The sequence below is a fragment of the Prosthecobacter sp. genome (assembly GCF_044222565.1).
GTDB lineage: Bacteria > Verrucomicrobiota > Verrucomicrobiia > Verrucomicrobiales > Verrucomicrobiaceae > Prosthecobacter.
In genome coordinates this window covers 1-20,175 of record NZ_JBGANA010000026.1, presented here as the reverse complement: position 1 = coordinate 20,175, position 20,175 = coordinate 1, and the positions used below count along the sequence as shown (strand labels likewise).

Genomic DNA, 20,175 nt, shown 5'->3' with positions numbered 1-20,175 from the left:
AAAAGAGCAAGCATGGAGATTTAGGGAGCCGACCCCATGGGCGATATATAATTCAATGCGATGGTCAGAAAGAAATTGGAGATCAACATCGTCAGCGAGGAGAACACCACGGCACGCGTGGTGCCGAGACCGACTCCCACGGCACCGTTCTCCGCCTTGAGTCCCTGATGACAACTGACCAGCGTGATGATGATGCCAAACACCAGTCCTTTGATCATGCCAATGCCCACATCCATGCCCTCCGTGTGATCCAGGGTGTGCTGCCAGAACCACCCGCCCGGCACATCAAATCCATAAACAATGAGCACATACGACGCCATCAACCCGAAGGCGATGCTTTCAGCCACCAGCAGCGGCATGGAGATGCACATGGCCAGAAAGCGTGGCAGCACCAGATAGTCCACCGGATGCACGCCCATCACGCGCAGGGCATCGATCTGCTCTGTCACTTTCATGGTGCCGATGTCCGCAGCCATCGCGGCTCCCACACGCCCGGAGACCATGAGCCCTGCAAGCACCGGCCCCAGTTCACGGCAAAGCGCCACCGAGACGATGGCTCCCACCGTGGATTCGATGCCAAACTCCTTGAACTTCGCGTAGGACTGGAAGGCGAACACCGCGCCCGTAAAGGCTCCTGTGACCACCACGACGAGCTGCGATCCATACCCGATCGTTACGATCTGATGCGCCACCAGCCCAAGCCGCCACCTGCCGCTCCGCAAGCCGATCATCAGTTCGCCCATCAATGCGGCGATCTGCCCAAGCGACGACAGCAGAGCAAGAACCACCCTGCCAGCGAAGGCCAGCCACTCCATGCGTTGCAATGCTCCCATGCCTCCACGCATGCAGAATACTCACGCGACATGCAGGCCTGGAGCTGTGCCTTTTTCGTCACGCACCATCAGTCCACCCGCGCGGCTTTGAGCCGTTCGTCATCCAGATCGAGGCGGTACATGAGCTGGTTGTAATCGTAACGCGGCGTCGCGATGGGATTTCCGGAAAAGGTTTCGGTGTAGGTGCCCTGAAAGAAGATCACCCGGCCGCCTAGCTGATCAAAAAAAGCGTGATGGCTGGGATTGTAGAAGCTGTACTTCGGATGCGTGGCCACTTTCACCGCCTTGCGCCACGGTCCCTCAATCTGCTTTGCCTCCGCATACCAGACTTCGCCGAGATAGGAAACGCCGCCGCTTTCCTGAACCGCGATCATGACCCAGCGCTCGCGGTGTTTGTTCCAGTGCACGCTGCCGGCATGCAGACGCACCGGCTTGCCCGTCTGCGCGTCCACCACCTGCATGCGAGCCTTTTCTTGAGGTATCTTTTTTTCTGCGATGAGTTTTTCTTCGTCTTTCTGCGTCATCGGAGCCTGTGCCTTCTGCCAAACATAGTCGCCATACTCAGCGGACCATGCCAGCGACTCGTAGGCCGAAGTGTTCTGGACGGAGTCATAATCCGCTTTGACGCGAGTCCGGCAGAAAGGCGTGGAAAAGTAAATCCAGTCTCCGCCTTCCCCTTTGGCGCGCACGGCATTGCCCTGAGGATGCTGCCAGGTAAATTCATCACCGAGCACCGCGATACGACGGAAGCGCTCGCTTGACTCATCAAGCTCTGTCAGGCCGTGCTCCAGACGTGTGCCCACGTCCTTCCAGCGTGAGTAGTGCGCCATGAGATGCTCCTTGTTTTGCGAATCCATCACAGTGTGCATGCCGAAGATCCAGACCGCACCGGCCTCCTCAACGGGCAGCATTTTGGCCACCGCGTTGTTTTCATCCGTGATGTATTCAAAGTGAATGCCGTGCTCGGGATCGAGACCGCCTTTGTCCGGCGCATCGCTCCACGCGGCGGTGGAGTGGTAATTTCCCAGCGGATAGTTCGGGCGATTGGTGTCACCAAAGATCCAGAAATAGCGACCTTTCCATGACACCACCTGCACCGAGTCCTGTCCCATCACATCTGCAAACAAATTGGGGCTGGGCAACGGCGGCTCATGGCCCAGCAGAGTGCTGTCCCGGTAAATCCCCTGCCCCGTGAGGCGGCACATGCGTTCGGCCACATTAGTGCGCAGCACTTTTACCTCGGCGGTTTTTCCCGCCACAGGCGTGAGGCGAACGCCCACAAAGCCAAAGCCGTCCTTTGGCAGCGCATAGCCCGGGCCTTCGATGTTGAAATACACCGGCCGGTTCATCAGCCCCGGCTCATTGAAGGCGATCCAGCCCGCGCTGTCAGACGTCAGCGCAATGTGGTTCGTGGTTTTGAGCGTGATCAGGGGCACTCCGCGCCCGGTGTTCTCATCGATCACACGGATGCCGAAATAGTCCTCCGGAGCAGCGCTCAAAAACGGTGGCAGGCAGAGCAGCACCAGAAGCAATCGGGAGAAAAGCATGGCGATGCTTTAGCATGATTTCGCAGCAGGGGAAAAGGACTAATTCGCCGCTCTTGACACCCGGTTTCCAGATGCGAAGGCGCAGGAAATGTTTTTCGACACACACACCCACCTCGGCAGCAAACAGTTCGACGGCGATCTGCCCGCCGTGCTGACTCGTGCACGCGCAGCCGGCGTCACGCGCATGGTGGCGCCGGCCACGGATCTCGCAAACGCCCGCAAACTGCTCGCGCTCGCCGAGCACGAACCGGATGTGCGTGTGGCCGTGGGCATCCATCCCACTGATGTGGACTCTGTGAGCGGAGAGGGCTGGATCAGCGAACTGCGCGAACTAGCGCTGCATCCCAAAGTGTGCGCTCTCGGCGAGATCGGTCTCGACTATTTCCACGCGCCGGCAGAGGGCTTCACCCTCGCGGAATGGCGCTCTCATCAGGCGCGGGTGCTCACTGCACAGCTCGATCTCGCAGCGGAGCTGAAGCTGAATGTGATCCTGCACAATCGCGAAAGCTGGGAGGATCTCACCGCGCTGGTGCTGCCGTACAGTGACCGCCTGCGCGGTGTGTTCCACTGCTTTACCGGCACTCTGGAGCAGGCGAAGCCGCTGCTGGAGCACGGCCACCTCATTTCATTCACAGGCATCGTCAGCTTTAAAAACGCCGGTCTCATCGCTGAAACGGCCCGCTCGGTGCCGGCGGGCGGTTACATGATCGAAACCGACGCTCCCTACCTGGCGCCCGTGCCAAATCGTGGCAAACGCTGCGAACCTGCCTATGTGGCAGACACCGCGCGCGCCATCGCCGGCCTGCGTGGCGAGACGGTGGAAAAAGTCGCCGCAGACACCACCCAAACCGCACTCCAATTCTTCCGCGGCTGGGATTGATCTCCGCCGAAAGCATTCTTATTTCTCCTACGTTCACTGCCACCACCATGAAACTCCTCCTTGCCTCGTTCCTCCTCGCTTCGCTTGCCAGCGCCGCCGAATTCAAAGTCGAAAAAACCGCCACGGGCGGGGCCATCGTCAAAGTCGATGGGCAGGTCTTCGCCGAATACGTCGTGGATCAGGCAAACAAGCCCTACCTCGCACCTGTCTTCGGCCCCACGGGCAAGCAGATGACCCGCAACTATCCGATGAAAACCGTCGAAGGCGAGCAGCATGACCACCCGCACCACCGCGGCATCTGCTTCGGGCTTGAAGGCATCAATGGCGTGCAGTCATGGGCTGAGGCGAGCACCTTCGGGGACCCCGTCAAATCCGCGGCGCGCATTGCCAGCCTGGGCAGCGAGAAACACCGTGAGTTCAAAACTTTGGAAGCCAAAGCGGACTCCGCGACTCTTGTCTCCATCATCGACTACCTCGACCACGACGGCAAAAAATACCTCGAAGAAGAGCGCACCATGATCTTCCGTGCCGGCGACGGCACCCGCAGCATCGAGCTGAAACAGATCCTGCTGGCCACCGACGGCACGGCCACCTTTGAAGACAAAAAGGACGCCGGACTCAGCATCCGCGTCCCCACCGAGATGGCGGTGGAAATTGAAAAGAACAAAAAAGGCAGCGGCCACATCATCAACAGCGAAGGCCTCACCGATGCCAACGCCTGGGGCAAACGCGCCAAGTGGTGCGACTACTACGGCACCGTGGGCGGTGAGAAGCTCGGCGTGGCCATGCTGAACCATCCCTCCAGCTTCCGCTTCCCCACGCCATGGCATGTGCGCACCTACGGCCTCTTCACCGCCAATCCCTTCGGCACCAAGGCGCTCGACAAAGAAGCGCCCGATGGCACTTACGATCTGAAAAAAGGCGAGCACACCCTGCTGCGCCACCTCTTCTACTTCCACAAGGGAGATGAGAAGGAAGGCAAGGTGGCCGAGGCCTATGAGGCCTTTGCCAAGGAATAAGCACTTTGACCGAAAAGCCGGGGCGAAAAGAGATGCATGGCGCTGACGCCTGCTCTTTTTTTCGCCCCATGTCTTTTTACCGCCTCCTGCTGCTTCTCGGACTCACTTCATCCCTTCATTCGGCGGAAGCCGACCTCGTCATCTATGGCGGGACGCCGGCTGGATTGAGCGCTGGCATCGTGGCAGCGCGTGAAGGTGCATCGGTTGTGGTCATCGAGCCCACGAAGTGGATTGGCGGCATGGTCACCGGCGGCCTCTGCCGCACGGATGTGGGCAAGGAGGAAACCATCGGAGGATTTCCGCGCGCCTTTTTCGCCGAAGCCGCCCGTCAGACAATGACGCCCAGCCTGTGGTATGAGGCGCCGAGTACGAACATGGCCGCCTTCAATGGCATGCTGAAGCGAGCGGGCGTCAAAGTAGTCACCGCACAGACACTCAAATCCGTCGCCAAAGAAGGCGCACGCATCACCAGCCTGACGACGGCCGACGGCACCACCTACACTGGAAAGGCATTCATCGATGCCTCCTATGAGGGGGATCTCATGGCCCTGGCAAAGGTGAGCTACATCGTCGGCCGTGAGAGCACGGCTCAGTATGGCGAGCCGCTGGCGGGCTACCACCCCATGCCCATTCGGCCGCGCACCGTCGAAGTCATGGAGAACGACTGTCCCAGCCTCGGCGGCAAAGGGCCGGCCTACATCCACGGCACGCCCAGCAGCATCTCTGGCGTGGATGCCCAGGGCAGACCGATCTTCGGCGTCTTTCCGGATCCCAAGCTTGCTCCGGGCAGCGCGGACACACGCACCCAGAGCTACAACTTCCGCGTCTGCGTCACTCAGCGCAAAGACATCCTGATCCCCTTCCCCAAGCCCGCGAACTACGATCCCGCCAAATACGAGCTGCTGCTGCGTTTGATCCAAGCCTTCCCCGGCATCCGCTTTGGCCGTCTGTTTCACCTTGGCAACGTGGCCGCGGGCAAATACGACCTCAACGCGCAGGGGCTTTTCTCAACCGACTATCCCGGCGCCAACTTCAATTACCCTGATGGCGATGCCGCCACGCGCGCGCGCATCTGGCGGGACCACACCGATTTCATCCAGGGCATGCTGTGGTTTCTCGGCCATGATGAACGCGTGCCTCAGAGCTTGCGCGACCAGACAAACTCATGGGGCCTGTGCAAAGACGAGTTTGCAGACAACAACCACTGGCCCTACGCCCTTTATGTACGCGAAGGCCGCCGCATGATCGGCGAGTATGTCATGGTGCAGAAAGATTTGCAGACGGACATCTTCAAGGACGACTCGGTCGGCATGGGCAGCTTCCTCATCGACTGCCACATCGTGCAGCGCATTCTCGCGGAAGACGGCACCGTGCGGGATGAAGGCAGCTTTCAGGACACTCCGGCACTGCCCTATCAGATTCCTTATCGTAGTCTGACTCCCAAACGTGCGGAATGCGAAAACCTGCTGGTGCCGGTGTGCCTCTCGGCCAGCCACATCGCCTACTGCTCGCTGCGCATGGAGCCGGTGTACATGGCACTCGGCCAGGCTTCAGGTCTCGCGGCAGTCATGTCCCTGAAAGACGCCACGCCGGTGCAATCCATCGATGTGGCGGCACTGCGGAAAAAACTCCTCGAACAAAAAGCAGTGCTCGAGCTCCCCTCTCTCGCAAACATGGTTCGCTCCGCCAAGCTGCCAGGCATTGTCATGAGCGAGCAGGAAGCCGAGCAGACGGGGCACTGGACCGGAAGCTCCTACGGCAGCCCGGTGGATGGCGCGAGCATCCATGACGCGAACTCGGAAAAGGGTGCCAAAAGCATCACCTATCGCCTGAAAGTCCCGGCTGCCGGCAGATACGAGGTGCGCGTGTCCTATGCCTCCGCTCCAAACCGGGCGAGCAATGTGCCGGTGAGCATCGAGCATGCGGAGGGCACGCGAACTGTGATCGTGGATCAGCGCAAGGCACCTCCCATCGACAAGCTTTTCATCAGCCTTGGTGCTTACACCTTCACGCCGGAGAAGCCGGCGGTGATCATCATCAGCAACAAGGATACAGATGGCATCGTGGGCGCCGACGCCGTGCAGTTGATCAAGGAGAAGTGATCTTCCAAAGCATCGTGGCGAGCAGAAGTCTGACCAAGACGTCATTCCTTTTTGCGAGGTTTTTCTGCCAGCCGCACAACCGCGAAACACCATTGAAACGAAGTGTTAGGTGAATCGAACTGATCTTATGAAAACAACACTTCAACTTCTCGGCCTTGGTTTGTTCATGATGACCTTGTCCAGCTGCGACACATACGTCGGTGCTGGCGGCTATGCAGGAGCACGCCCTGGCTACTACAATCGTGGTCCTGCCCCTCGTCCCTACTACCATCCGGGGTATAATAACGGATATCACAACGGCCACTATGGCCACAACCATTCCTACTACTCCAGGCCCGGCTATCGTCCCGCTGGCGTCAACGCCAACGTGAATGCCCGTGTGCTGCCGCTGAATGTGAACAGCAACACTCGTCTCGGCCTGTTCTAAAAAAGGATTTGCAGCGTTCCTCCCTGGAACCGTGGCGGATGATGATTCATCATCCGCCACGTACTCTCTTAACCGGGCGCAATTTTTTTACACGCCCAGCAGTTCACGCGCCTCTGCCTGCCCGGGAGCAGGCCGTCCAAATTCACTCGCCGTCACACGGGCAAGAGACGTCAGATGGCGCCAGCGGAATGCGGGACGGGTGCGATGAAACTCGTCCCAGGTGGTTTGGAAATACTTTTCCGCATGCAGCGCACCGTCTTCGCTGACGGCATAACGCAGCAAGGTTTTAAATACGATCTCCGGATCCATGCCTTCCACGCCGCAGCGATGCACCACTCCTGCGGCATGGCCTTGGAGATTTTGGCGAATGCTGTCATCCAATTCGGAGAGCAGTTTTGCCTCATCCGTGCTCTGGCTGATGTGGCGCTTCAGCGGCATTGGCTCCCACTCCAGAAAACGCTGAACGGTCGCCAGGCCGCGATCATGTGCCACCTGCCATGCTCCCAGGATCAGGCAGGCGAAAACATTTCGTCCCCGACTCACTTGGGAGAGATTGCGCCAGGCATGCACGGAGTCGCTTGCATGTACACCCACGGAGTCTCCATGCACGCTGCCAGGCGGTTTTCCGGGAGACTCCCAGTCAGGCGGGCGACCATGATCCCGCAGCACGATCTGATTGGCTGCCAGCGAGATCGCCTCGCCGATTTCATGCGGGTCAAATCCCTCTGCCAGCGCCGCGGCCACCGCGCCTGCGGCATCTTCCGGGCTGCCACCAAAGATGGTCATGCTGAGTTTTTCCACCGCACGATCCTCCATCGATCGGGTGCCAGGATCGCGCCCCATGAGCTTGTGTTCATCCATCAGTTTTGTCAGCGCCCTGCTGTTCTCATCCCATTCAGGGCGGCGATATTTCTCCGAGTTCAGGCAGTAGCGCAAAGACATGCGCAGCAGCGTCGTGGCGTGCTCATGCCCCACGATGTCCCGCAGGTCCCAGGCGCGATACGGCAGCACAGTGCGGTGCACTTCCGGATTGTCCTGCACACATTCGAGCAGCGCATTGAAGCCGTCGTCCGCGCTGTTTTGCATCATGGTGGCAAAGATGCCTTCCGCGCCCGCGGTGTCCTTGCGCTTCACGGCCTCGTGAAGCTGCTGAGAATTTGGACGATCCGCGCCTGCAGCCACGGGATGCAGCACCTCCTCCCTGCGCCCGCCGTTCTCCTGCATGCGATTGGTGTTGCGATAGAGCACTTTGAAAACGGGCAGCGCCTGCTGCCTTTCCGGCATGGAGCCAGACATCTTCAGCGCGGGCCCCAGCGCCATCAGCGTGTGAAAGCCGATGTAGTCCTCGCCGCCAAAGGTTCGCGCGTTTGCCAGCACGCCTGCGGCCACGAGTTTTTTTAGAGGCACTCCTTCCCTGAGCTTTGCCGCCAGCGCAGGCTGCAGCTTCGACACGGGCGTCTCCTGCATGAAGCAAACGAGGGCCTCCATGTCTCCAAAGTTCAGGACGGCGGAGGGTTCCGCAGCGGAGGCGGAAGAGATGCCGAACTCAGCTGCGAGCGCGGGACCGATGGTGGCGAGAAGCGTTCCCTTGCTCACATCGGCAAGGAACGCACGGCGGGATTGCGGTTCATTCATGATGACCTCCGGGTTGGGATTGCCAGGAGTGTCTGGAAAGGCGGGAACGGGGTCAATCCCCAATTTACCCGCTTTTGAAAGATCACTGCCCCGTGACCTTCATCTCCGCGAACTCCGCCCAGCAGGCGCGCGTGGGCGCCCATGAAGCATCTCCGCCGCCATGGAAAGTTTCAAAGTAGAGGCCGTCCACGCCGAAGCTGCCCACCGTGCGCCACTCCATGTCCGTGCGTTCCACCACGGCCTTTTCATCGATCCACACCCGCAGCGTGCCATCACGTTTGCCCGGGGCGTTCATCGTGACAGCGATGCGGACTTTGACCTTCGTACCTGTAGGAAAGCGGAAGTCTGCCGGAAAGGCAAAGCTGTCGCCATAGTCCCCTTTTTGGTTCTTGTGGTACACGTAGGCCTCCCCGCGGCCGTCCTTGCGCCACATGAGGCGTGCTGAAAAGCCGTTCGTGCCATTGGCGCGGCGACCACCGCTGACGTTGTCCGGCCCGCCACAAAGTCCGGGCAGCTTGCCGCCTTTGACGAAATCGAAGTCCTGGCTGAAACGCAGGTTGTAGGTCAGGTCCGCCGCCTCATGCTTCCCAAACGGCATGCGCCAGCCCGCTCCACCCTGCTCTGGCCCGATCTGCCCTACGGCGAAATTCACCCGCAGCCATTTAAACGCATCGCTATCGACCACGGTCACGCGCCCCTGCGCGATGCCGCCTTCAAATTCACAGCCCGGCCAGTCGCCTTTCCATCGCTGAACGGTGTACGGCCCAGGCGGCCAGGCCAGAGTGACGTTCAGCGGCAGATCTGCCGCTGAAGCAGCCTGAAACGAGAACACCACCGTCAAAGCCAGAATGCGCATGCGGCCGAATTACCACCAGACCCGGCAGAGGGCATCCGCAATTCCATCAGATTTCGCCCGAAAGTTTCCAGTTGATGCCAAAACTCACTTGCACTCGGCGCAGACGTGACTAAAACTCACCTCCCTCCAACGCTGTTTGGTTTCAAACATGCCTCCGTAGCTCAGTTGGTAGAGCAGTTGACTCTTAATCAATTTGTCGTAGGTTCGAATCCTACCGGGGGTACCACTCTAAAGAGTGGTTTTCACAGTTCGGCATTCACCACCGGGCGCACGCTTTTGAGTGCTTCTGCATACTTCGCCCCGCAGGCCAGACCTCGATAACGGGACAGCACGCTCTTGGTCTCCATGGCGGCATCCGTCTTGGCGGGGTCATACTCTTCCTTGCGTATGTAGGCCATCAGACGGCCCAGCCACTCGCTGGCAGCGGGCCATTCGGCGGTAACGTCCACATAAGTGTCCGGCTCGTAGCCGATGGTGTGTCCGGGACCGTTGTCATACCAATAAACGCGTGAGGGAGACTTCACTTCGTCCCGTCCTAGCAAGCGTGCGGGCTGGTACAGCGCGGCATGGCAGATGGCACTGGCGGCCTCGTGATCCGGATGCCGGTCGCGTGGCCAGAGCATGAAAGCGGTGTCCGGCTTTACGTCGGCCACCACTTCCGCCACAGCGCGCTTGGTTTCCAGCGTTGGTTCAAAGCCCAGGCTCTTGTAAGGAAGAAAACGCATCTCGATGCCCCGCTCCGCCGCGAGCTGCTTCGAGAGCTCCAGCAGTCCCTGCTCCCGGCCCTTGACCGGCGGCCAGTTCGTGTAGTCTCCGATGAGGCTGAGAATCACCACGCGCTGATGCTTTTGAACCGCTCGTAACAGCGTGCCGGGGATGCCAAAGGGACAGTCGTCATAGTGCGCGCCGATGGCCAGAATGGTGCGAGTCATGCGTCAAGCATGCCAAGGAGCCTCGATTAGAGCAAGCTGCAATCCCCCATGCCTCCACCCACGAAGTCCTCGGACCTGAAACGACATGGAAGGGAACTTGGCGCGAACAGTGCGTACCCATCAACAGCTTTAGGTTTATTCGAAATCAGCTTTAGTCATAGTCACTGACGTTTATCAAATTTACCTTAACGAGACATAATTTCTATTGCGGTATTGAGTCGCAATGATCATATTCGATAAAACGCGCCACCCGATTCATATGGCCACTGCATTTTCTATATAGCCCCATTGAGTCATGACAGACAGCACTCAGCCTTTCGAAGCCCTGGCCTTTGCAAGCCACCGCAATGGCTCCCCGATCAAGCTTCCCCGTTCCCGGGGCGAGGTGGTCATGCTTGCCTTTGATCGGCGTCAGAGTCGTCTCGTGGAGCTCCATATCCTTACCGGAGAAACCGAAGCTGAAGAGCGTGCAGACCAGCCTTCTCGCCTTTTCAAGGTCATTCCCGCGAGCCTCCTGCCACGGCGCAAATCTAGCGTCTTAAAACAGGAGCGCCGCAAACCCGGCTCCCATCGTCGCAAGCCGGCCCGAAACGCTGCGCCAAGGAGAAGCAGCCTGCAGAGATTCTATGCGGTGAACCACGTTGCGGCACAGCCAGAGGTGATTCCCGAGGCTGCGCCGGAAGAAATGCGGGAGATCCATTGTGAACTGCTCCGAGAGGCGGCCGGCATCCGTGGGCAGTCTTTCATGACCATCCATGAAGCAGGCATCGATGATGGCATGGCCTACTACGTCACCAGTCTCAATGACGGAGAGTTTGTTCAGGATTACGTTCGGCGGCGCGGAGCAGTGCCCACCGTGACATCCCTTGCGCTCGTCAAACAGCTTCTGCAGGACGTGGGAAAAGCTGGAGATCAGGCGAGGGTGGTTCCCGGCATGCGGTTGGATCGGGTGCTCGTCGCCTCTCCGGACGATGAACATCTGCAGCTGCGAGTTTTTGACTACGGCCTGTCCCAGAAGAGAAGCAGTTTTTCCGGAGAGAACGGCAGCGGCCGCCTTGTGGAAAATGCCTGCCGTCTGCTGTTTCTTCTACTGACCGGGCAGGTCTTTACCGGGGGAAATCCCGAGTCCTTCACCGCCATTGCAGAACTGCCTGCAAACCTGCGCTTCATCATCAAGTCAGTTCTCGCCAGCCCGAAAACTCATTCCATCTCCATCAAGAATCTGCGAGACGAAGTTCGCGAGGCGCTCTGCCTGAACGTCAATCTCGTGCAGGCTCGAAATCCCAAGATGCTTCTGGGAGCAGACAGCTCCACACTGCCCCTCTCACACCTGCAAAAACTGCTTCTGGGAGAGATTCCGCTGAAGACTCTGTTTGGAGCAAGTTTCCGGATCGAAAATCCCGCCGTGGCAGGCTGCCGCCCCTTTGCCATCCCTGCCTTCGTCGTATCCACTGACCAGCCCGTCACGCTGCATCTGCTGCCACCGGAACGCATCGTCAATGAGCCCGATTTCATGGCGCTGCCTCCCCAGGCCTGGCGCTATGATCCGGCCAGACAGACGAACATCCTGAACATGCTGAGCCTGTGGAACGGGCCGGACTGGTCGTTCGTCTCCGAAGTGCGCGAGCCGGGCATGACGCTCGGCGGCCTCATGGCAAGACGTGGGACCCTCAATCCAGGAGAAGTCGCGACGCTGCTGCGCCAGATTCAGGCGGGCCTGGAGCAAGCGGTGGAAACCGGCGTGCATCGGGCGGATCTGGATCCCGCCAGCATCCACCTTTGCGTGGGCTATGACGGCCCCGTTTTGCAACGCGATCTCGAAAGGCTGCATCAAAAACGCCTGGATGCCTGGCCGAAGTTTGTGGTGAAGCTGCGCCTCCACAAGACCATGCGCAGCCTGTGCAAAGCCCGGCAGATCGATCTCAGCCCCTGGAAAAGTCCCCCGCCGGAAGCGGGCGATAGTTTTACCGCCCGGGATGAACGCCACCGCACCTTCATCGGCCTGGCAGCTTATTTGCTGACGGGAGAAGGGCAGATTCGGGAGATTGCAGAATTTCCCGCCAGTGTTCCAGAGGCGGCGGCAGGTTATCTGCTCGAGTGCCTGCAAGCGGTGATGAGTGGCAGCATGGTTCCTTCTCCAGCCGACTTCACGGAGAAGCTCAGCCAGTTCCTGGTCTCAACCAGCGGTGATGTATTTGATGAAGAGGCTCCACCCCTCGATCCCAGCCAGATGGAGAGCGCCGGCTTTGTCTCTGATTTTGAGGAGGACTGGGTCTCAGCTGATTCGTCTCTCCCAGAACGCAATAAAACAGAACTGCTCGCTCCAGTCGGTGACTGCCTCAAGACCGTTGATTTTAATCAGGCGATCCCGCAGAGCCCACGCTTTTCATGGCTGGCTCTTGCGGCGACGTTCGCCATTCTGGGTGTGACCGCTTGGATGATTTTGGGCGACCTGCCTTCTCACCACCCTGAAAAACCCACAGCGGCTGTGTCTTCACCGCCGAAAGAATCCATCCGCCCGCAGGCAGTCGAAGAGGCCGCTCCGCAGCCCAAGGTCATCGAGCCTTCCCCTCCTCTTCCCCAGAACGTCGTCCCTCCGGCTCCGGCTGCGATCGTTGCCGCAGTCCCTGCACCGCCGCCTGTTGTTGCAAAAGAAGGGACGCCGGAAGATCATCTTGTTCAAAAGATGCCTGCGCTCGAACTGCCGAAGCCGCAGTTCGTGGCTTCGGTCGGCCCTCTGAGCAGCATCGCCACCCAGGAGACTGAACCCGTCGTCGTTCGCCGTGCCATTGCTTCAACACCACCGAGCGCCAAGCCAGTCTCGAAAGGAACCAAAAAAGCAGCGGCCAAACCGATGCATGGATTGCTCCGCGCCAACGCACCGATCCCTCTGACCCATGAGGCGGAGATGCCGAAGGTCAGTCCCCCACCGGCGGCGCCCGCCCCAGCGGTGGTGGCAGCGCCGCAGAAAACACCGCCGCCTCCCGCAGAAGCTCCGGCCCCGGCCGCGGATGCCGTCACGATTCGCCCCGCGATCGTTCCGACGGATGAGGAGATTCAACAGTCCCTCCTTCAACAGGCGAAATCATCGACGAATAAGCCCGACCGGCGCTGACGTCAGGAGAAGCATCGCGGCGAGACGCGCTGTAATTCCAGTCTGCGAGGCCCGTTTAGTGCCTGCTTTATGAAACATTATTCCGCAGGGCTTCCCTGGCATCTCGGCAGACACTTTTTACTCTCGGCAATCGCATCCATCACAGCGCTGGCCGCTTCTCCGGAGGCGCTCAAACAGCTGCCCATTGATGCGGGGAAAGTCGTGGAGGTGAACTCTTATTATGCATCCGCCAAGGATGCCGCGGGCAGGAATGAAGTACCGCGCACGGTTGTGAAGATCGTTCTCAATCCGGGCAAGGACTCCAACATCAATGTGGAAATCTCCCTGCCGGAAGCGGAAAAATGGAACAAGCGCTTCATTGGACTCGGCAATGGGGGTTCAGCCGGTCGCATCAGTTCGGGAAGTCTGGTGGGCTACACTGCGCGCGGTTATGCCGTCGCCACGACGGACATGGGCACGGCGCCGAACTCGGATTCAGGCATCGGCAAACCGGATGTCTGGAAAGACTTTGGCTACCGCGCCACCCACCTCATGACCACTGTTTCAAAGCAGGTCATCCAGGCTTATTACGGCCAGGCTCCCGAGTTTTGCTATTTCAATGGCGGTTCGACCGGCGGCCAGCAGGCCATGCAGGAGGCGCAGCGCTATCCCGAAGACTATGATGGCATCGTGGCGAATGTCCCTGCTCATTGCCGAACTCCGCTGCACGCCTATTTCCTGTGGAACGAACAGATCTTTCACAACTGCCCCTTCACCGCTGCACAGGAAGAAAGCATCATCGCCGCCGGTAACGAATACATGGCCTCTCAAGAAATGCCCCAGACCGCCGGCAAGCTCGTCTCGGATCCACGCTGCAACGAAAAAGATATCGCGGCAGTGATCGCGCTGGCACGCAAAAAAGATCCCACGCTTACCGACAATCACGCCGCCGCTCTGCGAAAACTCTTCGAAGGTCCGAAACACGCCATCACTGGCGAACGCATCTTTGACGGCATCCCCTTTGGCAGCAGCTTCAAAATCGCCCACGGTCACCTCTATCTTTTTCAGTGGGTCTTCGGCAAAGACAAGGACCTCATGAGCCTCGACTTTGGCAAGGACATCGACACCTACACGGAGAAACTCGGTCCTTATCTCAACGCAGAAAACGCGGATCTCACAGCCTTCGAAAAGCGCGGTGGCAAGCTCATCATGATCTCCGGATCAGCCGACTCATGTGTGCCCTACCACGCCACGCTCGACTACTACGAGCGCGTCATCCAGCATTTCGGCTCTCTCGAAAAAGCCGCCGCGTTCTGCAAATTCTACGTTGTCCCCGGCATGAGCCATGGACCCGGTCCCGGCATCAATAATCTGCCCGACATGCTCGGCCTCGTGATGACGTGGCGTGAGAAAGGCGAAGCTCCCCACACCCTCAAAGCCAAACGCGTGGTGGAGGGCAAAACCGAACTCGACTTTCCTCTCTATCCCTACCCGGAAAAAACGGTCTGGGAAGCGGGAGCCTTTAAGGCGGTAAGCGGACCGCGTGGTGGAGTGGAGCGCGTAGCTGAGAAGTTCAGGCCGAAGGCGGCTGAGTGAGGTCAACGGTCAAGGCTGGTCAAGCAGTCAAGAATCGGGTCCTGACCTCTTGACCACTCCTTGACGATCACTAGACCGTCATCCGATTCTCACGCCGCCACCAAATCATACCCACGCCACTCCTTCACCGTGACATCCGCAAAGCTGCCCACAGGCAGTTTCTTGTTCACGAAAACGGTGGTGTCGATGTCTGGCGCGTCCATTTCGCTGCGGGCCACGCCGGGCTCCTCAACGAGCACACGCATTTTGCGGCCTACCTGCGTGGTGTTGAAGCCTTCGATGCTGCGCTGGATCGCGCGCATGGCTTCGTTCCAGCGGGCCTTGCGGGTCATGTGATGGATCTGGTCTTCCATCTTCGCGGCGCGCGTGTCTTCCTCGCGGGAGTAGTTGAAGACGCCGGCTCGTTCAAACTTCGTGTCCTGGATGAACTGCAGCAGTTCGTTGAAGTCCGCCTCGGTCTCACCGGGGAATCCCACAATGAAGGTGGTGCGAATGGCGATGCCGGGGATGCCGGCGCGGATGCGCTTGATGAGATCCCGAATGTAAGCGCCGTCCGTCTCGCGCTTCATGAGGCCCAACATGCGATCGCTGATGTGCTGGAGCGGCATGTCAATGTACCGCGCCACCTTGGGGCTTTCGGCGATGGCCTGGATGAGGTCGTCGCTCCAATGCGCGGGATGGGTGTAGAGCAGGCGGATCCAGAAGTCGCCCTCGATCTTGTTCAGCTCACGGATGAGTGAGGAAAGGGATTCGCCCTTGGTGGAGTCCACGCCGCTGCGTGGCTTTGGACGCTCTTCCGTCCACTTGTCCATGCCAAAGTAGGTCGTGTCCTGCGAGATGAGATTGATCTCCTTCACGCCACTGGCGATGAGATCCCTCGCCTCTTTGATGATGCTCTCCTGCGTGCGGCTGCGGTGGCGGCCACGGATGCGCGGGATGATGCAGAAGGAGCATGGATGATTGCAGCCTTCGGCGATCTTGATGTAGGCCATGTGCTGCGGCGTCAGGCGGAAGCGCGGCGTGTCATAGTCCGGAATGTACTGCGGCTGGCGGGTCACCAGATTCTCCTGCTCGTGCTCCTTGGTGCCGACGAGCTTCTGAATGATCGGCGCCACCTGAGTGATCTGGTCCAGTCCGATGAAGGCGTCCACCTCGGGCATGAGGCCGGGCAGTTCCGTGGAAAAGCGCTGCGAAAGGCAGCCTGCGACGATGATCTTCTGGCGCGCACGCTTCTTCGATCCGGCTCGGCCGTCCACGGCATCATGCACTGCGCCCACGCTCTCCTTCTTGGCCATGTCGATGAACGAGCAGGTGTTCACGATGAGCACATCCGCGAGCTCAGCCTCGGGCGTCATGACCATGCCAGCCTGCTGGAGGTGGCCGATCATGATTTCCGAGTCGATGAGATTCTTCGCGCAACCGAGAGAGACGAGGCCGACTTTGATCATGGGGGCGCGCATCTTAGCTCCTTTGCGGCAATCGAAAAGGGGAAAGATGACCGACAAACGACGGTTCTTTCCCCAGATTCTGCTTGCTCTCAGGAAACCAGCACCGGCATCTGCTGGGGCGTGCGGCTGGTCGTCAGGTCAAACGGGCGCTCTTCGCCCTTTGGTTTCTGCACGGCTTTGGCCAGCGCCTTGCTCAATCCATCAAGCGAGTAAGGCTTGAGCATGATGTCCACCGGTGGTGTGCGGCCCTGGCTGAGGAGGGTGAATTCATCCGGATCAATGACGAAGCCGCTGCAGACGACCACGGGCACGTCGTTGCCCACGGCACGCAGCTCCTTGAAGGTGTCGCGGCCGGAAAGTTTCGGCATGTAGATGTCCAGCAGGACGGCGTCCACCTTCTCCTTGGTCCGCAGCAGGATGTCCAGCGCCTGCTGGCCGTCGCAGGCTTCCATCACGCGATAGCCCAGGAAGCCAAGCATGTTGGTGGCAATTGAGCGCACCGGCGCTTCGTCATCCACCACGAGAATGGTGGTCTGCGCACCCACCGGCGCATTGATGGCGGGACCATTGTCGATCGGCGTCTCCTCCTCGATCTGCTCAGGATTGTGCAGCCTTGGCAGGAACACACGGAACTCGCTGCCTCGCCCGACCTCGCTGTCAAACTCGATCCAGCCGCCATGCTCACGCACGATGTCCTGTGCCGTGGAAAGTCCAAGCCCGGTGCCTTTGCTGCCGGCCTTGGTGGTGAAGAAGGGTTCAAAGATGCGATGACGGTGCTCTTCGGAAATGCCATGCCCATTGTCACGCACCACCAGCATGACGAAGTCTCCGGCATCGGCGTCGCCCGGTTTCCCCGGCATGCGATGGGTGACGTTTTCGACGGCGATCTCGATGACGCCTTTGTCCGCAGGCAGAGCGTCACGGGCATTGAGGCAGAGATTGAGCATGACCTGCTCGATCTGCGTGGCGTCCCCGGTGGCGTAGGAGGCATCCATGCCGCCGCGCATCTGAATGGTGACGCGCGGGTCCACGCTGTGCTTGAGGAGGTTCTGCACGTCTGCCAGGAGGCGCTTGAGATTGGTGGCCTTGCGCACAGTGACTCCGCTGCTGCGGCGCGAGTAGCCGAGGAGCGATTTCACGAGTTCCGCAGCACGCGTGGTGGCGTGGTTCGCATTCTGCAGCTTGTCGCGCACACCAGCCTGATTGGATGCAGGTGTCAGCTCTGCGAGCGTGAGATTGCCACGGATGGCGGTCAGAAGGTTGTTGAAGTCATGGGCGATGCCCCCTGCCAGCTGGCCGATGGTGCCCATCTTCTGCGACTCACGCAGCTGATTTTCCAGCACCCGCATTTCGGAGCGGTCTTTGACGATCCAGATGCGGCCGATCACTTCGCCGGCATCCGTGCGCATCGGGCTGGAGCGCAGGGAGAAAACGCGGTTGTCATTGGAGACGAGCGGCGGCGTTTCGTTCTGGCCTTCGAGGCACGAGGCGCTCTTTTCGATCCACGCTGAAATGACGGCCTTTTCCTGGAAGCGTTCGACCAGCGCATTCAGAATGCGTGAGGCATCGCGTCCGGCGATTTCTTCGACAGGCTTGCCGAGGAAATCATCGAGCTTCACGTTCGAGGCGATGATGGAGCCCTGGGCATCCACCACCAGCACGCCCTCATCGCTGGCGGCAAAGAGACCCTGCAATGCGGTGAAGGCCTCGCGCAGCAGGCGCTCCGCATTGAGCAGGCGCTGGGCGGTCTGGCAGGCATGCTGCTCCGCTGCATTGAGCGCCTGGCGCTGCTTGGCAAAGATCATGTTGATGTCGCAGCGCAGTTTCCAGAAATCAGCCGGCAGCCATTCGGCGGACTGAGCATCAGGCGGCACGCCGCGCAGCACCGCCGTGGTGCCCTTCATGACCGCCGTCGTTGGCTTGAGCAGCCAGCCGGAAATCAGGTAAGCCGCCAGGAACACACCACCGCCGAGGAGCACGCCGGTAATGCCGAAAAACCATTCGAGCGGCTGTCCCATCATGCGGGTGGCTCCCATGGCCGGCAAAAAGCCAAACAACCATAGCGGGAACAGGATGCGGAGTCTCAGTGAGTTCATGGGAGTGAGATCAGGTGGTTGGGATGCGGCGGTCAGTTGGCGGATTGGGAATTGGCAGAGTTCTGGCGGCTGATGATCTGGTGCATGCAATGCTCGACGGCCGCATTGAGGTGTTTTTCCAGCCAGACTTCGATCTCCCCACGCAGTGTGGCGACACTAGCCTGCATTGACTGTCCGGCCGGAGGAACGCGTTGCTCCAGACGTTCCAGCCGGTCACTCAACGCGCTAACATTCATGGCGATCCCAAAAATGTCGTTCCGCAGCTGCTCGATCTGAGCCGGCAGATCGAGCCCCGTGGCTGTCCCCTTGGGAGATGGCTGGGAAGCAGAGGGGGCCGGGTGCAGCACCGTCGCCTGGAGATCCGCTTCCTGCTCGCTGTTGAAATACGGATTAGGAGTGGAAATCGGGGAATGGCGGCCATTTCCAGCAACCGCACGCGGCACCCGATCCAATGGAGCAGGCGAAAACGGGCTTCCCAGCGTGCCGGGCAGAGGCTCCGTGCTGACCACCCCTGGCGCGTGGTTCATGACCTTCTCAGAAACAGATGCCCCCTGAGTTTCTGAGGTGCTTTCGACCTCAGAACTTTGGCGTTGAGTAGAGAATGAAAATGGTAAAGGCATGCTTGGAATCAGGCAGTCCGAGTAATTCTATCAATATTAACAATAAAATCCATAATTATTTTAAACTAATTCGAAAGCCGCGCTTGTTTATCTTCTAAATTTCCCCTTAGACTAGGGCTTCATTCTCTGAACGGACTCACCACTCAGACCCTTTATTTTCAATACATTACATCAGAATAAAGAATCGTCTTATGCGGTTTTCCCCCACTCTGTGCTGCTAAAAAATCCATAACGGTTCTGTCTTCTTCAAAAAAACCCCCTCCTTGCGCGATGAACCGCCGTGGCTACCCTCTCTAGACATGGACGAACGTATTACTCAACGCTTGGAAAAACATCTGGCCAGCCAGGGGCTGCGCCGCACCAAGCAGCGGGATGTCATCGTTGAGGCTGCATTTGCCACCGATGACCATTTTAAAGCAGAAGAGCTGCTGGAAAAGGCGCGCAAGCTCGACAGCACCGTCTCACGCGCCACCGTTTATCGTACTCTGACACTGCTGGTCGAGTGCGGCCTCCTGCGTGAAGTGGACCTCGGCCGGGACCAGACCTACTACGACCCCAATTTCCTCGACAAACCCCAGCACAATCATTTGATCTGCCTGGACTGCGATCGAGTCGTTGAGTTTGAAGATGACCATACCGCCCTGCTGCACGACTGCATCACCCGTCGGCTGGGTTTCCAGCCCAGCCTGAAGAGCATGCGCATCGAAGCGCACTGCGAGCAGCTTCAGCGTCTGGGGAAATGCAGCTACCGCGATGCCAAGCTCGCGGCGGCAGGCTAGCTAGACCAGTTCTCGAAAAGATTGTCATTTTGACCGGCGAGCGCAGCGGTCCCAGTGGCAAGGCGGGAGCACCGCCTGCTATTTGAAAGTAACAGGCAAGCAACTAACGCAGCCAATGGGGCCGCTCCGCCGTCCGGGCAATGTGACAAGATTTTTGAGAGTTGGTCTAGGCCTAATGCCGCTAAGCAAAAGCTGGTTGGTGCCGGAAAAAGAGCGCTGTACAAATGAACTGCATGGTTAACTAAAGGCGGATGCCTGCATCATCCACACCTGATCTTCCCCCTGGCGTCTTTGCCCACACTCTCCGAGAT

15 protein-coding genes and 1 tRNA gene are annotated in these 20,175 nt (G+C 59.2%); 8 read left to right on the top strand and 8 right to left on the bottom strand.

What is annotated here, in order from left to right; all coding sequences use genetic code 11:
* Positions 1-20: 20 nt before the first annotated feature.
* Together ACILSR_RS27285 and ACILSR_RS27280 are read right to left on the bottom strand one after the other, a co-directional pair.
* Complete coding sequence (locus ACILSR_RS27285) at positions 21-833, bottom strand: MlaE family ABC transporter permease (RefSeq protein WP_395752984.1); 813 nt, start codon at positions 831-833, stop codon at positions 21-23.
* Between the two features lie 68 nt (positions 834-901).
* Positions 902-2,380 (bottom strand): hypothetical protein, encoded by a 1,479-nt coding sequence (locus ACILSR_RS27280; protein WP_395752983.1) that lies wholly within the window; start codon positions 2,378-2,380, stop codon positions 902-904.
* 88 nt (positions 2,381-2,468) lie between these two features.
* Here ACILSR_RS27280 and ACILSR_RS27275 point away from each other — a divergent pair, with 88 nt between their 5' ends.
* The 4 genes from ACILSR_RS27275 to ACILSR_RS27260 all read left to right on the top strand — a co-directional run bounded on the left by ACILSR_RS27275 (position 2,469) and on the right by ACILSR_RS27260 (position 6,808).
* Positions 2,469-3,260 carry a TatD family hydrolase gene (locus ACILSR_RS27275; RefSeq protein ID WP_395752982.1) on the top strand — a complete coding sequence of 264 codons (792 nt, stop codon included), beginning with the start codon at positions 2,469-2,471 and terminating at the stop codon, positions 3,258-3,260.
* 47 nt (positions 3,261-3,307) lie between these two features.
* Positions 3,308-4,279 (top strand): PmoA family protein, encoded by a 972-nt coding sequence (locus ACILSR_RS27270; RefSeq protein WP_395752981.1) that lies wholly within the window; start codon positions 3,308-3,310, stop codon positions 4,277-4,279.
* Between the two features lie 68 nt (positions 4,280-4,347).
* Complete coding sequence (locus ACILSR_RS27265; protein ID WP_395752980.1) at positions 4,348-6,381, top strand: FAD-dependent oxidoreductase; 2,034 nt, start codon at positions 4,348-4,350, stop codon at positions 6,379-6,381.
* Positions 6,382-6,508: 127 nt separating this feature from the next.
* Complete coding sequence (locus ACILSR_RS27260) at positions 6,509-6,808, top strand: hypothetical protein (protein WP_395752979.1); 300 nt, start codon at positions 6,509-6,511, stop codon at positions 6,806-6,808.
* A gap of 87 nt (positions 6,809-6,895) precedes the next feature.
* Here the strand turns inward: ACILSR_RS27260 and ACILSR_RS27255 are convergent, their stop codons facing one another.
* Together ACILSR_RS27255 and ACILSR_RS27250 are read right to left on the bottom strand one after the other, a co-directional pair.
* Positions 6,896-8,443 (bottom strand): hypothetical protein, encoded by a 1,548-nt coding sequence (locus ACILSR_RS27255; RefSeq protein WP_395752978.1) that lies wholly within the window; start codon positions 8,441-8,443, stop codon positions 6,896-6,898.
* An 82-nt stretch (positions 8,444-8,525) separates the two neighbouring features.
* On the bottom strand, positions 8,526-9,299 hold the full coding sequence (locus ACILSR_RS27250) for a polysaccharide lyase (protein ID WP_395752977.1): 774 nt from the start codon (positions 9,297-9,299) through the stop codon (positions 8,526-8,528).
* 150 nt (positions 9,300-9,449) lie between these two features.
* Between ACILSR_RS27250 and ACILSR_RS27245 the strand changes: the two genes are divergently transcribed.
* A tRNA-Lys gene (locus tag ACILSR_RS27245) sits at positions 9,450-9,525 on the top strand.
* A gap of 16 nt (positions 9,526-9,541) precedes the next feature.
* Here the strand turns inward: ACILSR_RS27245 and ACILSR_RS27240 are convergent.
* Complete coding sequence (locus ACILSR_RS27240) at positions 9,542-10,231, bottom strand: PIG-L deacetylase family protein (protein ID WP_395752976.1); 690 nt, start codon at positions 10,229-10,231, stop codon at positions 9,542-9,544.
* A 295-nt stretch (positions 10,232-10,526) separates the two neighbouring features.
* Here ACILSR_RS27240 and ACILSR_RS27235 point away from each other — a divergent pair, with 295 nt between their 5' ends.
* Both ACILSR_RS27235 and ACILSR_RS27230 read left to right on the top strand, forming a co-directional pair.
* Positions 10,527-13,346, top strand: a complete 2,820-nt coding sequence (locus tag ACILSR_RS27235) for a hypothetical protein (protein WP_395752975.1) — start codon at positions 10,527-10,529, stop codon at positions 13,344-13,346.
* Between the two features lie 69 nt (positions 13,347-13,415).
* Complete coding sequence (locus tag ACILSR_RS27230) at positions 13,416-14,921, top strand: tannase/feruloyl esterase family alpha/beta hydrolase (RefSeq protein ID WP_395752974.1); 1,506 nt, start codon at positions 13,416-13,418, stop codon at positions 14,919-14,921.
* 89 nt (positions 14,922-15,010) lie between these two features.
* Here the strand turns inward: ACILSR_RS27230 and rimO are convergent, their stop codons facing one another.
* The 3 genes from rimO to ACILSR_RS27215 form a co-directional block, all read right to left on the bottom strand.
* Positions 15,011-16,369: a 30S ribosomal protein S12 methylthiotransferase RimO gene (gene rimO, locus ACILSR_RS27225; protein ID WP_395752973.1), complete on the bottom strand. Its 1,359-nt coding sequence runs from the start codon at positions 16,367-16,369 to the stop codon at positions 15,011-15,013.
* Positions 16,370-16,458: 89 nt separating this feature from the next.
* On the bottom strand, positions 16,459-18,465 hold the full coding sequence (locus ACILSR_RS27220; RefSeq protein WP_395752972.1) for an ATP-binding protein: 2,007 nt from the start codon (positions 18,463-18,465) through the stop codon (positions 16,459-16,461).
* Between the two features lie 32 nt (positions 18,466-18,497).
* On the bottom strand, positions 18,498-18,992 hold the full coding sequence (locus ACILSR_RS27215) for a hypothetical protein (RefSeq protein WP_395752971.1): 495 nt from the start codon (positions 18,990-18,992) through the stop codon (positions 18,498-18,500).
* A gap of 392 nt (positions 18,993-19,384) precedes the next feature.
* Between ACILSR_RS27215 and ACILSR_RS27210 the strand changes: the two genes are divergently transcribed.
* The gene (locus ACILSR_RS27210) at positions 19,385-19,864 is read left to right on the top strand and encodes a Fur family transcriptional regulator (RefSeq protein WP_395737906.1); all 480 of its coding nucleotides are present in this window, start codon (positions 19,385-19,387) and stop codon (positions 19,862-19,864) included.
* The last annotated feature ends 311 nt before the right edge of the window (positions 19,865-20,175 follow it).

Coding starts and splice junctions, on each gene's coding strand:
- ACILSR_RS27235 (WP_395752975.1), top strand. CDS start 10,527: ATGACAGACAGCACTCAGCCTTTCGAAGCCCTGGCCTTTGCAAGCCAC.
- ACILSR_RS27255 (WP_395752978.1), bottom strand. CDS start 8,443: ATGAATGAACCGCAATCCCGCCGTGCGTTCCTTGCCGATGTGAGCAAG.
- rimO (WP_395752973.1), bottom strand. CDS start 16,369: ATGATCAAAGTCGGCCTCGTCTCTCTCGGTTGCGCGAAGAATCTCATC.
- ACILSR_RS27230 (WP_395752974.1), top strand. CDS start 13,416: ATGAAACATTATTCCGCAGGGCTTCCCTGGCATCTCGGCAGACACTTT.
- ACILSR_RS27285 (WP_395752984.1), bottom strand. CDS start 833: ATGGGAGCATTGCAACGCATGGAGTGGCTGGCCTTCGCTGGCAGGGTG.
- ACILSR_RS27270 (WP_395752981.1), top strand. CDS start 3,308: ATGAAACTCCTCCTTGCCTCGTTCCTCCTCGCTTCGCTTGCCAGCGCC.
- ACILSR_RS27240 (WP_395752976.1), bottom strand. CDS start 10,231: ATGACTCGCACCATTCTGGCCATCGGCGCGCACTATGACGACTGTCCC.
- ACILSR_RS27265 (WP_395752980.1), top strand. CDS start 4,348: ATGTCTTTTTACCGCCTCCTGCTGCTTCTCGGACTCACTTCATCCCTT.
- ACILSR_RS27215 (WP_395752971.1), bottom strand. CDS start 18,992: ATGAACCACGCGCCAGGGGTGGTCAGCACGGAGCCTCTGCCCGGCACG.
- ACILSR_RS27260 (WP_395752979.1), top strand. CDS start 6,509: ATGAAAACAACACTTCAACTTCTCGGCCTTGGTTTGTTCATGATGACC.
- ACILSR_RS27220 (WP_395752972.1), bottom strand. CDS start 18,465: ATGAACTCACTGAGACTCCGCATCCTGTTCCCGCTATGGTTGTTTGGC.
- ACILSR_RS27275 (WP_395752982.1), top strand. CDS start 2,469: ATGTTTTTCGACACACACACCCACCTCGGCAGCAAACAGTTCGACGGC.
- ACILSR_RS27210 (WP_395737906.1), top strand. CDS start 19,385: ATGGACGAACGTATTACTCAACGCTTGGAAAAACATCTGGCCAGCCAG.
- ACILSR_RS27250 (WP_395752977.1), bottom strand. CDS start 9,299: ATGCGCATTCTGGCTTTGACGGTGGTGTTCTCGTTTCAGGCTGCTTCA.
- ACILSR_RS27280 (WP_395752983.1), bottom strand. CDS start 2,380: ATGCTTTTCTCCCGATTGCTTCTGGTGCTGCTCTGCCTGCCACCGTTT.